Origin of the sequence: Nocardioides sp. CPCC 206348 (assembly GCF_048654705.1) — a bacterium.
Taxonomy (GTDB): Bacteria; Actinomycetota; Actinomycetes; order Propionibacteriales; family Nocardioidaceae; genus Nocardioides.
The window spans coordinates 3768-18711 of the sequence record NZ_JBMCZA010000035.1; the positions used below are offsets into that span (position 1 = coordinate 3768).

At 64.5% G+C, this 14944-nt stretch carries 8 protein-coding genes and 1 pseudogene; 7 read left to right on the forward strand and 2 right to left on the reverse strand.

Annotated elements, in window-relative coordinates:
• The 5 genes from dpdH to dpdD form a co-directional block, all read left to right on the forward strand.
• The coding region (dpdH, locus tag ACOADB_RS00995) for a protein DpdH (protein ID WP_378596059.1) at positions 1 to 2353 on the forward strand (2353 nt) is incomplete at its 5' end.
• On the forward strand, positions 2350 to 3057 hold the full coding sequence (locus tag ACOADB_RS01000) for a hypothetical protein (protein ID WP_378596060.1): 708 nt from the start codon (positions 2350 to 2352) through the stop codon (positions 3055 to 3057). The genes dpdH and ACOADB_RS01000, both read left to right, overlap by 4 nt.
• A complete protein-coding gene (gene dpdJ, locus ACOADB_RS01005) occupies positions 3054 to 7553 on the forward strand; it encodes a protein DpdJ (protein ID WP_378596061.1) in 4500 nt (1499 codons plus the stop codon). Before ACOADB_RS01000 ends, dpdJ begins: the two co-directional genes overlap by 4 nt.
• Entirely contained in the window at positions 7550 to 8062 is a 513-nt protein-coding gene (gene dpdK / locus ACOADB_RS01010) for a phospholipase D-like domain-containing protein DpdK (protein ID WP_378596062.1), read from the forward strand. Before dpdJ ends, dpdK begins: the two co-directional genes overlap by 4 nt.
• On the forward strand, positions 8059 to 10290 hold the full coding sequence (dpdD, locus tag ACOADB_RS01015; protein WP_378596063.1) for a protein DpdD: 2232 nt from the start codon (positions 8059 to 8061) through the stop codon (positions 10288 to 10290). The genes dpdK and dpdD overlap by 4 nt, the downstream gene beginning before the upstream one ends.
• Before the next feature lie 102 nt (positions 10291 to 10392).
• On the opposite strand, the gene ACOADB_RS01020 is transcribed toward dpdD, so the two are convergent.
• On the reverse strand, positions 10393 to 11886 hold the full coding sequence (locus tag ACOADB_RS01020; RefSeq protein ID WP_378596064.1) for an SIR2 family protein: 1494 nt from the start codon (positions 11884 to 11886) through the stop codon (positions 10393 to 10395).
• Between the two features lie 132 nt (positions 11887 to 12018).
• On the opposite strand from ACOADB_RS01020, the gene ACOADB_RS01025 reads away from it, so the two are divergent.
• Both ACOADB_RS01025 and ACOADB_RS01030 read left to right on the forward strand, forming a co-directional pair.
• Complete coding sequence (locus tag ACOADB_RS01025; RefSeq protein ID WP_378596065.1) at positions 12019 to 13029, forward strand: NYN domain-containing protein; 1011 nt, start codon at positions 12019 to 12021, stop codon at positions 13027 to 13029.
• A 305-nt stretch (positions 13030 to 13334) separates the two neighbouring features.
• The gene (locus ACOADB_RS01030; RefSeq protein ID WP_378596066.1) at positions 13335 to 13883 is read left to right on the forward strand and encodes a hypothetical protein; all 549 of its coding nucleotides are present in this window, start codon (positions 13335 to 13337) and stop codon (positions 13881 to 13883) included.
• A gap of 119 nt (positions 13884 to 14002) precedes the next feature.
• Here ACOADB_RS01030 and ACOADB_RS01035 read toward each other — a convergent pair.
• A pseudogene (locus ACOADB_RS01035) lies at positions 14003 to 14944 on the reverse strand (hypothetical protein); the annotation flags it as partial.

Consider the following 14944-nt stretch of genomic DNA (forward strand, 5'->3'; position numbering starts at 1 on the left):
GGGGATCGTCGACAAAGACGGCGCCTTCGGTTTCGTCGCCGACGATCTGAACCTCTCGGTCGACGACATCAAGAACGCCGGTGAATCGGCAAAACAGGTGGCCGGTTCCCTGACCAGCGATTCGGCACTGCGCGAATTGGCCGCGACCATGCTTAATGAGCAACTGGGTCCGGCCGTCAGCGAGGTCTTTGGGATCGGCGGAGACGACCTGAAACAGATCCTGATAGATGTGCGCGTCGACCTGGCCGCACAGGGCTTGGAACTGCTCTTGCTGATCGAGGACTTCTCGATCTTCCAAGGAATCCAGGGCGGACTGATCGACGCCATCACCCTGATCTCGACCGAGGAACTCACGCTCTGCCCGATGCGGGTAGTGATGGCAGTGACGTCCGGTTACTTTACCGACCAGATGCCAGACACCGTGTTCACCCGAACATACAAGGTCTTTGACCTTGAACTCCCCCAGGACTCAAGGGTTGTGTTCGACCCGACTGGTTTCGTTGCGCGCTACATGAACGCGGTGCGGACTGGCACATCAGTTCTGGATGACCTGTACGAGAGTCGCGAACCGATCGTCAGTGCGTGCGAACAATGCCCCGTCAATCAGTCCTGTCACGCCGCATTCGGCCAGGTAGACAACTTCGGATTGTTCCCTTTCAATCCGAATGCCCTTAGCCGCGCCATCGACAGCCAGTCGAAGGACGGAGTCTTTGTCGCTCGCGATGTCCTTACGCGAGTCGTTCGTCCCGTCCTGCATCGGGATGGGACCGAACTGGAAGACGACCGATTTCCGACCGTCGCGTTCGCCGACGACTTCAAGACCGGTGCACTCGGACTTCTCGACGATATTGAGGAACTCCAACGTTTGCGCACCCCGGGCGACAAGGAGATCTCGGATCGTCGAGAGCGCCTCGTCCGGTTCTGGGGGTCCGGCGCCGGACCCGAGAATCTGAACCCGACGATTCATCAGGCATTTGGAGTTCCGCCGATTGCTGGCCTGGAGAATGCTCCTGATCTTCCGCCAGTCGTGGTCAGTACAGATGCGGTGGAACAACCACCACAGCCAGAAAAGGCGACGGCCTTGCCTGCGTTGGTCAAGGCTGTCGACAAGTGGCGCGCTACCGGTGAGTTGCTCATGGGCGACCGCAACAAGCTCCGGAACTTTGTTCACGCTGCAGTCGCGGCACGACTGGTACTCGAGGATGGCTACGGCGGCGAGGGTTCGTGGACCAACGGCACAAAGGAATTCGCACCCGCGTTCGTCGCTACTACGTCGGTCGAGTTCGACGACGAGAAGTTGGCAAACGCACTGCTCCCCGTCGATCGCGACAACGACGATGACGTCCGGGCGCTGAGGGCCCTCGCCTGGGTCAACCATGCGGGGTCGTGGGCGGGAGTACCTAGCGGGGACTCGCTCGAGCGGCTTTGCGATCAGAAACTCGAGCAGTGGGCGGCGCGAGTCTCAGAAAAGCTGCTCCCTCGCCGAGAGGAGGGTGACGACGCTGAACTCGTTCGGACGGCCCACACCCTGCTGGCAATGGCGAAAGCACTGGGCGTCGCTGACGCTTTCAAGTCCGAGGCGCAAAGCCGGGTGAAGGCCTTGTTCGCGTCGCCGCCTGGGCACACCGACCCAGAAGCCCGGCCGAATCTCCACAAGTGGCAGAAGAGGGTCATCGAGTCAGGCCTTGGACGTCAGGCACTCCAAGAACGACTGCTCAGACGGGCCTCTTTCACTCAGGGCGACGGCAAGCCACTGGCTGTTGATGTGACGCGCTTGCTGCGAGCCGTGCGCGACACCAATGCAGAGGTGGCCTGGCCCGCCGGTTCCCCCGATCTGCTGACCTCGACAGATGAGGCCGTCACGAGTTGGCTCGCCAACCTCGTCGACGCTCGCGCCGAAGCGTCGAACCGCGTACCCGACGTCAGTGACATCGGCGGCGAGGTGGCCGCCGTCGCCGCCGAGTTGAACACCCTGATCGGCGAACGGATCAACGTGGGCGGACTGCCCGGCTCGATCGATCCGGAGGGACTTCGTAGCGCAGCCAAGGCCGTCAAGCCTGGCGATCTGAAAACGGTAGAGGCGCTCCGAAGTGACCTGGACCGATGGGAGGAACTCACCTCCGACGAGCGTCTGCGTCTGCTCACCGCCGACTGGGAGAAGCCGGTAAGCCGGATCCGGAACTGGCTCGATCCAGCACTGGCCGCGGTCTCGGCTCTCGAATCGAGTCTTCAAGCAGGCCCGGCATCTAGCGCCCAGCGTGAATACAGCGAGATCCGACAGGACTTGATCCAGAACTTGGAGTCGCTGGCGGGTACGGTCTCAGAGATCAACGGACCGGAGGTCGTCGCATGACCTTGCTCACTCGGGTGACCAACCTGCGCACCGCCGCGGTCGCAGTCGATGACGTCGTCAAGATCAAGACTCGGACTGGTGATCTACGAACCCTCTCCGACCGTTTGGGCTCCCCCGCTCGGGAACTCCCGACGCTGATCACGGCCCTGACCGAACTGGCCTCGATCGATGCCTCTCTGGACAGCGATTCGGTGCAGGACGCCGCCGAGACCGTTGCCGCGTTGCGCTCGCTGGCGACTACGTTGCCCGGCCTGCCGATTGACGCCGCCCTCGAACTGCCCAAGTCGCAGGTGAAGTCCGTTGAGAACCTCACCAAGAAGCTGGCCCTGTTCGTGGACACGCACTGGGGGCCGTTTCGCGAACAAGAGTTGCCTGCGATTAACGAGGAACTCGTCGAGGCGCTCGCTGCCGGTGGCGTCGATGTCGAGGATGTGCGCAACAAGTTGATCGGCGCGCACAGCACCATCCTGGGCATCCGGTATCGATCTATCCCCCAGGAAGGCGATGTCGCCAGGTTCAGCGAGGCCCTAGCTACTTTGCGCGCGTGCGGGGAGGAGATCAGCACGCTGGTCGACCCCACGCTCGCCGAAGGGATCCTGAAGTCTCAGACCGAGGGAATCTCGTTGAGTTGGTTCACGCCCGAGCGGATCGCAGCAGTAACCGATCTCGGCATCCTCGACCGGTTCCGGGTGCGGCTGACATGACCTCATTCCTGTACGCACGACTGCTCGATCATTTGGAGGCACTCGAGGACCCGCTGCTGTGCTGGGGCGTGGTCGACGGTGGGTTCAGCGATGCCGAACTGCGTAAGTACATCTCCGAGGAGTTGATGCGCTCAGGATCCCTCGACGAGATCGACGACGTGATCGAGACGATGACCGAGCAGGCCTTGTTGGTCCAGGATCTGACCGTCTCACCGGCACGCTGGCGGACTCGGAACGGCGAGACAATGCGTCTGTTGGCCCGCTTGCGACAAATCATGCTCGGCGGGTCCTGGCAGACTGGCGTGAACCTGGTCTCCGACTTCCGCTATGCCCGTCGTCCGCGCGCCTACCCGGTCCGCGACCAGGCCTGGGACGCTGTGCTGGACGGGGTTGTCGGAGTTAGCGACACCCACCGATCAGTCATCGACGCAATGACCGCCATCGACACCGATCACTTCCGGCTCAGCGGGTTCCAGGTGCGGGCGACGCGGCAGACGCTGGCGGCGCTGAGCACGTCGGTGACCAGTGCCATCGTCGTGGGCGCGGGCACCGGCAGCGGCAAGACGCTGGCGTTCTACCTGCCAGCCTTCGCGTACCTGGCGGGTCTCAAGGACTCCACCCGCTGGACCCGGGCGCTAGCGGTGTACCCGCGCACCGAATTGCTCAAAGATCAACTGGATACCGCTTTCGCAAACGCGCGCCGCCTGGACCCACTTTGGATGGAGGCTAGCGGCCGGCCGATGACCATCGGCGCGCTGTACGCCAGCACGCCGCAAAGCCTCAGCTGGATGAACGGTCCCTACAACAGTTGGCCGAAGCGCGCGACGGGCTGGGCGTCGCCACAACTGCGCTGCCCTGGCGACGGGTACGTCCGCTGCGGCGGCGAGCTCGTCTGGCCGTTCGACGACGTGAAGCAAAAGAAGGAGCGCCTGGTCTGCGGCACCTGCAAGAGCGCCTTCGACGACTCGGTGGTCGTCCTCACTCGAGAACGGATGCGCACCCACCCGCCGGACGTCCTCTTCGTGACCACGGAGATGCTCAACCGCGGCCTCTCCGAACTGCAACTCCGACAGACCTTCGGGGTCGGCGTGGCCAAGAAACCGAGGCTGATGCTCCTCGACGAGATCCACACCTACGACGGCACGACCGGCGCCCAGGCGGCAATGGTACTGCGGCGCTGGCATCACAGCCTGCAAGGACCGGTGACCTTCGTCGGGCTGTCCGCAACGCTCTCGAACCCGATCCGGCACATGGCTGACCTCACCGGCGTCGAAGATGAACTGGTCGCCAGCATCACCCCGGAGCCAGCAGAGATGGAATACGAGGGCGCCGAGTACTTGATCGCCTTGCGCAGCGACCCGACCAGCGGCGCCTCGGTGCTTTCGACCACCATCCAGGCATCCATGCTGCTTCCGCGCACACAGGATGCCCCCAACAGTCGGATCTCAGGCGGCCTGCTCGGCACCAAGGCGTTCGTGTTCACCGATGACCTCGACGTCACCAACCGACTGTACGGGTATCTCCTCGACGCTGAGGGCCAGCGCTATTACAGCGGCAGGACCGAGCACACCAAAAAGCCACTTGCCTCGACTCGAGTGCCCTCCGATGACCCGCTCAACCAACGGCGCGCAGGACAGGTGTGGGACCTCCCGAATGCGATCGGCCACAAGTTCGCCGACAGAGGCTCCGGGCTGAACATCGGCCGGACGACATCTCAGGACTCGGGGGTCGACACGAATGCCCAACTGATCGTTGCCACCGCCTCCCTCGAGGTGGGCTATGACGACCCAGACGTCGGTGTGGTCATCCAGCACAAGGCACCACGCGGTGTGGCAGCGTTTCTGCAACGCAAGGGCCGCGCTGGCCGCCAGCGCGGGATGCGCCCGTACACAGCGGTGGTGCTGTCCGACTACGGCCGCGACCGGGCAACGTACGAGGCCTGGGACACGCTGTTCGACCCGGTGCTTCCGGACTTGGTGTTGCCGATCCGCAACCGAGCCGTGCTGCGCATGCAAGCGACGATCGCGATGATCGACTGGTTGGCCGGACAACTGAGCACCCAGAACGTGATGCCCACGACCAAAGCCTGGAGTGCGCTCGCGAAGCCACCAGCCCAAAGTTTCGCCAAGCCGGGTCGGGAGACCCAGACCAAGGCCGTCGCGATCCTGCGGTCTTTGATGCGCGACCCCGCGCGCCAACGCAGCCTGCGCGAATGGGTGCAAGGCGCCCTGCAACTGACGGACTCCGAGGCGAACGAGATTCTGTGGCATCCGCCTCGCCCACTCCTGCTGGCGGCTATTCCGACGCTCGCTCGGCGCCTCCACAACGAATGGTCGATCGCCACCCAGACGGAGATCGTCAAGTACCGGGACACGATGGGCGAGAATCCACTTCCGGACTTCTTCCCAATGAACCTGTTCAGCGAACTCGCGTTGCCCGAGACGTACGTGTCCATTCCTCCGCAGACGCGGCGAGATACCGAGGACAAACTCGAACCGATGCGGATGGGACAGATGCTGCGGGAGTACGCACCTGGACGCGTCTCCCGTCGGTTCGCCACGCGCAACCTGGACCATCGGCACTGGATCCCGGTGCCGTTGGGGAATCGGGACGCCGTCATCGACCTGGCGCCGACGTTGCTCGCGTTCCAACGCGAGGAGGCCTGCACGATCGAAGTCAACGGCACCGCGACCAAAGTCTCGGTGGTCCGCCCCGACCAGGTGAAGTTGGAGCTGCCGCCGGACGACGTCAAGGACTCGTCGAACGCGACGATGGTATGGCGATCGCAATTCCTCGAGAATGGCGACGGCCTGGTACTCCGGGTGCCGACGGCGGACCCGATCGGCCGCTACCTGAGCGAGGCGCGCTTCTTCCTGCATGCTCAGAACTCGCATCTCGCCGTCCACCGGGTCGCCACCCAGTCGGACGCCACTGTGATGGTCAAGGGTGGCCCAGGGCAGACCGACGTCGAGATGCAGGTCCGGTCCCGGTTCACCCTCGATGGCGAGCAGGTCTGCCTCGGCGCGACCTACGACGTCGACGGACTGCGGATGACCCTCCAACTGCCGAAGACGATCACCCCTCCAGACCACGTCATGCCCGGTCTGCGCAGCGCCTGGTTCCGACACGTCCTTACCACCGATCCGCTCCTGCTGGACCGGGTGAACAGCTTCCAGGTGGGCTGGTTCCACGAGGCGCTCGAATGCATGCTGTTGATGACCGCCGTGACCAACCAGTCCAGCGTGTCGGACGCCTACCAGGCTGTGAAGGGATCGTTGGACAAGCACCTCGACGATACCCTCGATGCACTGTTCCGCAGCCCGGGCGTAGGCGAATCCGACAGCGTCGCGGTGAGTCGGATGGGCAGGCGCCTGAAGAGCGAACTCAAGGACCCTGCCGTCGTCACACGCCTGGATGTCCTCACTGAGCAACTGTGGGCTCCTGACCCGGGGCGCTTCCAAGCGTGGCTGCGGGAGCGGACCTTGTCCACGATAGGGCTGGCCGCAATCGCCGCGGCCCGCCAGATCTGCCCCGAGCACGACCCCGACGGGGTCGTACTCGACGTCGAACCTGGCTTCGACGCCGACGACGGTCCGAGGACGGGCCAAGTCTGGCTGTCCGAGGCGTCGGTCGGCGGCGGCGGATTTATCGAGGCCCTCGCCGCCCGGGTACGTCCGGACCCCCGCCGGTTCCTCCGACTGATCATGCGGGCAGTGCAACCGTCGACCCATGAACTCGTCGACACCCACATGCAGCGGTTGGTGCACTTGATCACGACAGATGACGACTGGCGCGCATTGGTCAACGACTTCCGATCGGCGCCCACCCAGGCCGCTCGAGTCGCCGGACTGGCGAACATTCGGGACGCACTGCGCAAGTCAGGGATCTACGGGGCCGAGCAATCGGTGGTCTCCTGCCTAGCCAACCGGGTTCTGCGGCCGGGGTCGAGCGACGCGACCGACGATGCGCTCAAGGCTCTGATCGACACTTGGTCCGGCGAGGAAGCGCGCATCGGGGTGGAGATCCCGCCGCGTACTTGGGCCTATCTCATGCGCAAGCGGTCCGACCTGGACGCCGGCCTGGTGCTGGGGTCCGGTGCCACCGAACGGCAACGGATGGACGCTATCCAGTCAGTTCTATGGCCGCGCGGGTGGACACTGCGTGCCGAGGAACTGCAGGCATGGAATCCGTTCGCTGACAATCTGCCCGCTGCCCCCGACCTGCTCCGTGCGGTAGCCGCCGGGAAGGACTCGGCCCTCGACGTCAACCAAGAAGATGCGGCCTCAACCGTCCGCTCAGTCCTGGCCAAGAACGGCTCGGCTCAGGTGATCGCGGCGCCCGAGGCGGCGGGCGTGCTCGCCGACCTGCTGGTCGATCTCAGCACCGAACCAGTGACCACGGACTACCTTCACGTATACCCACGGGTGATCGAACTCGAGCACAACGCGGACGGCAGTGTCGTCGTCTCTCTCGAACTGGCGGAGGTCTCCGCATGAGGCGAATCACGACGTCAGGCCGGGGCCAAACCAGGATCCTCAACGACCTGCTGCAGAACCTCCTGGTCACCGAACTGTTGGTGCCGTCTCAGCAATTGTGGGTGCTGTCGCCGTGGATCTCGGACATCGTCGTCATCGACAACGCCGCCGGACAGTTCAAAACGGTGCTCCCGGGACTGCCGGCGCGCCCGATCCGCCTCACGGAGGTTCTGATTGAACTGGCGCGCCGCGGTTCGGATGTTCGGGTCCTGATGCGGGACGTGGAGTCGAACCAGGTAGCCCGCGACCGCCTCGCTGATCCCTACAGCATGGGCGTCCGCCCCACGGTGACAATCCGCAACAACCTTCACGACAAAGGTATCGTCGGCGACCGCTTCCACATCCAGGGGTCGATGAACTTCACCTACTTCGGCCAAGCGGTGAATGACGAGGGCGTGACCGTCACCTCGGACCCCCACGACATCGCCACGGCCCGGATCACCTACAACGGGAAGTACTCGGTCTCATGAGTGCACTCGAGGAGTTCTTCGGCGACGGGAACACGATCGACCCACTCCAGGTGCCGATCGAACTGCAGTCGGTGATCGAGACCTGGCTGACAGCGATCGCCCAAGGACGGGTTGGCTTCCTGCCCCGCGGGGTCGGAGGTTGCCTGTACTGGTACGGGTTCGCTCCATCGGCGCGCGGGCGACGGGAACTGCTGGAACTGCTCGACGGGTGGGTCGGTCCGACCTACAGCGACCTTGCCCGGAACCGCGGGGACCTGGATCCTAACGATCCGTTCGACGGTGCATTGAGCCAACTGCCGACGCCGCCGGTCCGCTTCGAGGTCCTACCGCGGAATAGGCCCGGTTCGACCTACTCCCGCAAAGAGGTCCGGGACGCCCTGCAGATGCTCAGTCGCATGATGGGTGGTCGGCCGCCCTCCGAGTTCGATGCTCCGCGCACTACCGTCGAGGTGCTGGACGACCTCGGCCACGCGATCTCCGCGCAGGACCGTCTGGTCGCCCTCGCCTGCCTCCGCGAACTGGAAGCTACCGCTGACCTGGACCAGACCAACCTTGCTTTCCTGCGTCTACGTCTGTACGCCGGTCTACAGGACTGGGAGTCGATCCTGGATGACCAAGACCTGCCGCATATCCTGGCGATGCGCCGGCCCCTCGGCGCGACCCGGGTAATCCAGCGGGCCGTCTACGCCCAGCATCTCAGTGCCGCCGACCTCGAGGGACGCGACCACGACCTGCTGGCGGCGATCGCCGATCTCCCTCAGGGCTTCATGGCTCTCGCGACCACTGCAGCGACCAAGCGCCGCTCCGACGTCGTCGTCGAGTTCTTGCTGGCGTTGAATGCAGTCGACGGCTCGGCGACCGTGGCGCGACTTCTGGCCGAGGCCGAGCAGATCGAGGAAGGCCTGGCGGATCGTCTGAGCCGCCTTCTCCCGGTCGCCGCCGAGAACGTCGTAGTGGCGGAAACCAAACCGACGCCCGTACCGGAAGTTGAACTGGACCCCGATCCCCAACCCGAACCCGAGCCGACTCCCCCAGATCCGCTTGACGAGGCGGCGCGACTCGCTGCCGACGGATCCCTCCAGGAAGCGGTCGATTTCACGGTCACCCTGCCGCCGAGTCGCGCTGCGGCCCGCCTGCTGCTCTTCTGCGCGCGGGGCTTGGAGGCTGCCAGTTCGACAGCAACGGTCACCGCCTACATAGACGAGCATCAACTGCGTCAGACCCTGTCCACCAGCGATGCGCGAACTCGTGAGGACCTGGTCTGGCTAGACAAGCAGAACATGCCCGAGAAGACCCTCGGCTGGCTGAGGTGGTTCGACGGCGTGACCGACGATGCTGGAGAGACGAGCAGGCTCGACGTCGACGCGGAGGCAGCCGCCGACTGGGACCCGCTCACCCGATCCGAGGTCACCAGCCTGCTGTTCGACTGCTCGGAGCCCGCCCTCGGACGTTTCGGTGAGCATGGCGGCCAGTTCATGGCTGCGCACCGCCATGTGTTCATCGAGCCTGGCGCAGCGGAATTGAGCGGACGCGTATTGGCCGGGCTGGCCATCGGTGCCAAGAACTCGCTCGGAGCGCGGGTCCAAACCCTGGCGCTGCTGGATTATCTCGCCGAGGCCAACCCAGCCGTGGCCGTCCTCACCGGAGCCTTGGAGTGGACCGGCGAGATCGTGTACGCCAATGTGTCCGCGCTGACTGTCACGTGGGTCGTCGATGTACTCCAGTCGGCGACGTGCAGTCCCGCGGCGATCGCGATGGAAGCCAAGCACGAACTCTTCTGGCACGTGATCGAGGCAGTGAGGCCCTACAAGTCGGCGTTGGACCTGACCGACCTAGAGGCGTTGCGTGTCGTCTCGACAGAATTGGGCTTGGAGGTCCCGGAGGACCTTAGAGCAGGCCGGGTAGACGGCGAGGATCCGGCTGTTGCCTATCGATACTTGGAGGGACAGAGTGTGGCCCTTTATTCGCTGACCGAGGCTGCAACCACGCGAGCAGCGCAGATCCTCCGTTCGCTGCTGCCGGGAATCGACGTGAAGACGAACGCTGAGCACGTTGGCAGTCCCAAGTTGGCTTCGTTGAGCGCCAACGCAGACATATTCGTGATGGTGGCCGCATCAGCGAAGCACGCGGCCACTGACTTCATCAAGGACTGTCGCGGATCGAAACCGCTAATCCACGTCAACTCTAGAGGTACGTCCGCGATCCTCCGAGCGCTCGCCGAGGGCTAAGGGGGGTGCCTCGGTGTGATGCCCAGGTGCATCCAGTACCGGGAGTCGCCCCTCAGCGTCTCCAGACCACCGGAAAGGCTCGAGCGAATCCACCCGTTGAGATTACTTGCCCGACTCGGCCCCCAGGTCCACGAGCAGTTCACGCAACGGCGCCCAAGTCTTCGAATCATATGGAATCGTGCGGAACAGTTGCCGCGCCAACGAGGCGCGCTTACGGCTGTTGTCCGAATTCAGCAGGTCTTCAAACCGCTGGTCGAGAAGCCACGACGAGTTGGAGCTCGCAGCAGCCGCTACAGCGTCGAGGAAGATCTCGAGCCCTCGCGCTCTCTCGACCACATCTCCGCCAGGCAGGGTGATCCAGTCGAGTTGGCCGCTCCAGAGCTCCTCGCGTAGAGGATCACCGTCGAGATCAAGCAGCGTGCCGAACCGTCCCTCGAGACCGTGGGTCTCGCGATACGCCTGCACCTCGTGGGCCAGCCGTACGACGTTGTCGTCGTTCAGGGAGGCCCCGACGACCAAGAGATGTCGGGTCATGAGCAACGACTGGAGCAGTGCACCGGCCGGTCGTACGTTCGCGTCAAACTGCACGAAATGACGGCGAGTGAGAACGATCTTGTCCGCGTGCATGATGTCGCCGTGCATCTTGAGGATCCACGGACGGTCTCGACGGCTCGTTTCCCACGGAAGGATCGCGATGGGCTCGTCATCGACAGCCATCACTGCGGTCTCGAAGAGCCGGTCGTAGTTCGTCGTGACGATCTCCTTGGTCTCCAGGCTCGCCAGGAGAGCATGTCCGAGGCTGGGCCGCTTGACTGCGGAAGTGATCTCGGCGACCCGCTGACCAAGCTCCCCTGGCTCCGAACGCAGTTCGATGAGCTGGGCCTGGTCGAGGGCTGACAACGAGGACTCCTTGAGCCCCAGCCTCCCATTCGAGAGCAGGCCAATCAGTTCGTCCCATGTCGGAAGACCAGCCGGCAGGCTCACGCCGGCCCCGAGGAAGAGCGCGAGCTCGCCGCTTCGGGCGAGTGCCCCGATCCGCCTGGCCTCATCCTGCAGGTGCGGCGAAAGGTCCCACCCCGCGGGCGTCCGCAGTTGCGTCCGCAGATATTGCGCGGCACCGTAGACGGCGCGATCAGGTGTGACGACCGCGATGTCGATGTCATGTTGCCGGGCAAGCTGCACGCAGACCTCAAGCTGCCCCTTCAACACCTCTCCCCGGCGCTCCCCCAGGCCGCCGCCCTCGATACCGATGACGGGAACCGCCACGAGCAACTTCTCGCGGTTCGCACCGGCCCGTACTCCCAGCGCGGCGATCTCCTCGATGGTCGCGGAGAGCCGGCTGTGGATCTCCTCGAGCCGGCTCCGCTTGGCTGCTCCAACACTGACGAACCAGAGCCGCTCGTCTACCGGACTGGGGCCGTAGCCCTTCTCGGCCAACTGGACGGGTCGATGCCGATCGACAGCGGCACCGCTGCTGCCGAGGAGGTCGAGCCAGTACTCACGGATCCTGAACGCACCGGACGTCGACACGACCGCCACGTCATGCACCACCGACTCGATCCGACCCAGCACCACGAAGACATGACCACCGCTCATCACTCAGTCCTCCAGTCCGAGCCAGCACGGCGAGCACCGCCGCGAGGTCCATCGTGGTGGACAGCGGACCCCGATTGCCATGTTGTCGTCGAAGCACGTGATTCGGTCGGACGTGGCTGACATGGTGTGGCCATGCGATCCACCTGCTCCGTGTACGTCGACGTCGGCTACCTGCTCGCGTCGGCTGCCACTCGCGTGACCGGTACCTCGCTACGTGCGAGCATCCACGTCGAGTTCTCGAAGCTCGTAGAATCACTCGTCGCCGAAGCCGAGAAGAAGTCCGGGCTGCCAGTGTTGCGGGTGCACTGGTACGACTCCGCCAAGAACGGCGTACCGGATGTCCAGCAAGAGCGCATCGGCGAACTCGCCAAGGTGAAGCTGCGACTCGGGCGCTTCGGCGTCGACGGGCAACAGAAGGGCGTGGATCTCAGGATCGGCCTGGACCTCGTCGCTCATGCGCGCAACGGCGCTGCGGATGTCTTCTTCCTCGTGACCGGCGACGACGACCTGACCGAAGCCGTCGAGGAAGCACAGGTTCACGGAGTCCAGGTGGTGGTCGTCGCGGTTCCCAACGCCGACGGCAAGCCGCATGGAGTCAGCCGTCACCTCGTGCGCGCGGCAGACGAGCTCGACGTGTTGTCGGGCGAACTGATCGACAATGCGGTGATGAAGGTCGAGGTGCCCCGCCCGGTCATTCCAGTTCCGGTGCCCGCTCCACCTGTGACCTCTGCAGCAGCGGCAGCACCCGCGGCAACGAAAGGCACCGCCGCAGCGCCCTCACCGCTCGACGTAGCGAGCATCGCGCGCCACCCAACGACAGCGCCGATCGCACCGTCCGCCGTACTCGCCTACAGCGCTCAGACCGGTGGACGTTCGCAACTCATGCCCGGCTACGACGACGACCTCGAGGACTACGACGAACAGATCGACGGGGTCGCCAGCCGCGTGCTGACCGCCTTCCGACGCAGTGCATCGACCGCTGACGTCCTCGACCTGCGGCGAGGCAAGCCGTCCATCCCGCGGGACATCGACCGTGCCCTACTTCTCGACGCGTCGGATGCGCTCGGGATGTACGACGTCAGTGAGCACATCCGGTACCGCCTTCGAGAGCGGTTCTGGCAGCAACTCGATCTTCAACCCTGAGGTTGTTTACGTCTGGAATCAGGGCACCGCCAGTCCGTCCGGGCAACTCGGCTCCGGCTGCCCGGGCTTCCAGCAACTAGAACTGCGTTTGGAGTCCACCGGCGTCCTCGTCGCGCCAGTGGAGTCCGACCTCCGACGCGACTTTCTTGACCCGGAGGCCGCGCGGTCCGAACAGATGCTCATGGATGATCGGAGGTAGTCCGTGACGCCGAGTCCGCCGTACGCGACGCGAGGATCGTCGCTTTCAACCCAGCGACCCACGCAACAGTGCAAACTGTCCTCAGTCACCCGACACAAGGAATCCCATGGCATTTCAGGTCTGCCCGCAGCACTCCTTCGAGGAGGTCCACGGGGTCTGGATCAGCGACGAGGTCGGCACCGAGTTCGTCTGTCATCGGATCGACCACGTGGTGCCCGGTCCCTTCTCGTGGATCAACTCCCCGCCGCCACCGCCAGGTACCGATCTCAGCGGGATCGCTGAGGAACTTGGCCTCGGCGTCGAGATACCGGCTGTCCTGCATCAGTTCGTCGGGACGTGGATCGAGTACGGCGTCTTCGAGCGCGCCTATGCGCTGGCGAACCCCAAGGACTGGGCATTCCTCATCGACCGTTACGGACACACCGCACTCGCCCCCAAGCGCTACACCGTGTCGGCGTTCCTCGCCGCAACACTCGGCAACCTCGATCGTGCGGGCGTGGTGAAGTACCACTCCGGTCCCGCGACAGGGCACTGGTCCTACAACGGCACGATCTCCTACTGGTCTCTTCTACCCACCCCCGATTGGGAGAACCGACTCTCCTGGGCGGACTCAGGGCAGCCGGTTGACTACGTGCCGGGCAAGGCCACGGACTAACGACCTTCCGCAAGTCCGCCAACCCGTCACCGACTGGTCGTGCCACGAACGAGTCCGATGCGCTGCCTGAAGTAGACAAGGGGATCTAACTCCTCGAGCAGGGGACCGAGAAATTGCAGTTAGGAGTCGTCTGATGCCGCCTCCCACATCTCGAGAACCTGATCCTCGAGGTCATTGACGTACTCCCAGAACGTTTCCTCGGTCATCGGGAACTCGAGCACGAAAGCCTGCATCCCGTGGGGGTGGCTCATGCCGAGGACAATCCCGTCGTCCTCGAACATGTATACGTCGAAGTCGATGTCGGCGCGGTCGGCGATGCAGCCTCCGAGATCGTCCAGACCAGACGACTCGAAGTACTTCAAGACTTCGGTGATGTCGGCGAACACCAACCCACTCGCGCCGTCGGCGCCTCCCGCCGGTCCAGCCGTTCCACCGAACCCGAACGCGTCCCTGGCATTGAGCAGAGCCTGGAAACCCTGGTTCGGGGCGGCAGCCGGCAGTGCACCGCACACCCGCTCCGTCGCCTCGGCCACCGGAACTCCGCGCAACATTGCGTAGGCGATTCCGACCGTGGGCGTGCGGCTCTGAGCGGCCACGCAGTGCAGGAGGACCACGTGGCCCTCGTCGCGCAACGTCGCGATCGTCCGAGCGGCATCCGCCAGCACGAAGGGCAGATTGATGTTCTCCGACCGGCCCGCCTTGTCGATGAGACGGAACACGACGTGCTCGACACCGGGCCGCACCTGTTCGCTCCCGACCAGGCAGAGGCTGACCACCGCGGTGACCTCCTTCGGCAGGTCGTCGAGGACGCCCGCGTCGCCGAGCCACACACCGTCGTCGTATGGGTGCTGCACGAACGTCCGGTTGATTCCGTACGACGAGTAGTCGATGCGCGACGCGACGGGCCAGTCGTAGATGCCGGGTCCCTTGTTGGCGGCCAGGTAGGCGAGCTCGACGAGTCGTTCGCCGCGCAATCCCGGGTAGCCGTGCACAACCCGGCGCCACTCGGCAGGGACCGCGGAGGCTCCCCACCGGGCACCGAGCAGCGCGCCGGCAATGGC